We start from the raw sequence: 1,589 nt of genomic DNA on the forward strand, positions 1-1,589 counted from the left end.
CCGGTGAGGACGTGCTTCAAATAAACCCTGCGAGAGGACGCACGTCACGCCACTCGAATACGTGGCTTGACGTCGAAAACCGATCTTGGTAAAAGGCCGCCGCCGTGCTGGGGCGAGCCGTCCGGCGTCGGCGAAGGCTTCGGCTGTACGAGTCGGCAGACGGCAAGAACACGCCGCACTTCTCCAGGTCCTGCTCGCGGCATGATCGGCACGATAACGTCATCCGCGAATGGCCCCCAGGGCATCCCCGGCGTCTGCACACCACCGGACGCATCCGGCCGGCAGCCTCAGCGCCCGCCCGCTCGGCCACAGGCGAAGACTTCACACAAGAATCCCGGAGAATTCCATGAACGAGCGTTCCTGGGCCCGTCGTATCGTGCTGGCCGCGGCTTCCGTGGCGCTGGTGGGTGGCGGTATCGCCCTGCCGACGACCGCGATGGCCGCACCGGCACTCCCGCAGTACGGATACGGCACCATCAGCGCCGCCGCAGGCAACGGTGCCCCCGGCGTGTGCAAGGGCCTCTGTCAGGACAGCACCAATACCGCCGGGGACAACGGCGCCTCCGGCGGCTGTAAGGGCCTGTGTGGCGGCAGCACCAATACCGCCGTGGGCAACGGTTCCTCCGGCGTGTGCGCGGGACTGTGTGACAGCAGCACCACCACCGCCGTGGGGGTCGGCGCGTTCAACGAGTGCGCGGGCCTCTGCGGCACCAGCACCAACACCGCTGTGGGTGACGGCGCCTCCAACGCTTGCAGCGGCCTTTGCGACGACAGTGTCAACACCACCTGGAGCGGTGACGTTCTGAGCGGTGGCCGCTCCGCAGCCGTGACCTCGGTCGGTCAGGGCGCGCGGGCCCTGGGCGACAAGGACGAGGACAAGAACAAGGACGGTGACGCCAGCGCCATCAGCGGCGATGCCACTGCCGCGAACAACACGCTCGGCGGCCAAGCCACCTCCGGCTCCGCCACCTCCGGAGGCGTTGGCACCTGCATCGGGAGGTGCACGATCGTCACGGGTGATGCGACGAGCGGCGCTGCGAGCGCCGACGCCGTCAACACCGGCGATGCGACTGCCGTGAGCGGTGACGCGACAGCCACGGGCGGCAAGGCCTGAAAGGGCCTCAGAACAGCGCGGGAAGCTTCAGAGCTCAGCACAGACGCCGGAGAGGCCGTGGGCCTCTCCGGCGTCCGCCGTGTCGGGGGAGCTACGGGGCTGTCAGCCCTCACTTGCCGAGCTTCGCCTTCAGGTCCTCCTTGAGCTGCTTCTTGATCACCTGCTTGTCGACCTTGTTCACGGTCCCACCCGTACCCGTGCCGTCCCCGCCCACCGCGGTGGCATCGCCCTGATTGATGGCGTCGGCACTGGCGTTACCACCGGTGGCGTTACCCGTGTTGATCTCGCACTTGCCCTTGCACTCGCCGACACCGGAATTGGCGTTGCCACCGGTGGCTTCGCCACCCACCGTGGTGTTCTCGGCGTTCGCGTCGCCGCCCGTACCGATGCCGTCGGCGCTGTCGGCCGGAAGGAGGGCGACGGCCTGCGGGACGGCGGCCGGAGCGGCCATCGCGGTCGCCGGCAGGGCGATACC

At 68.7% G+C, this 1,589-nt stretch carries 1 protein-coding gene and 1 pseudogene; one reads left to right on the forward strand and one right to left on the reverse strand.

Annotation, left to right across the window (positions count from 1 at the left end; translation table 11 throughout):
• Nucleotides 1-346 precede the first annotated feature (346 nt).
• Complete coding sequence (locus ACWDYJ_RS36230) at nucleotides 347-1,114, forward strand: hypothetical protein (RefSeq protein ID WP_451569858.1); 768 nt, start codon at nucleotides 347-349, stop codon at nucleotides 1,112-1,114.
• A 109-nt stretch (nucleotides 1,115-1,223) separates the two neighbouring features.
• On the opposite strand, the pseudogene ACWDYJ_RS36235 reads toward ACWDYJ_RS36230, so the two are convergent.
• A pseudogene (locus ACWDYJ_RS36235) lies at nucleotides 1,224-1,589 on the reverse strand (hypothetical protein); the annotation flags it as partial.

Source organism: Streptomyces sp. NPDC003042 (assembly GCF_053591315.1).

What these genes read in the sequence shown, in the direction of transcription:
- ACWDYJ_RS36230 (WP_451569858.1), top strand. Translation starts at nt 347, where the DNA reads ATGAACGAGCGTTCCTGGGCCCGTCGTATCGTGCTGGCCGCGGCTTCC.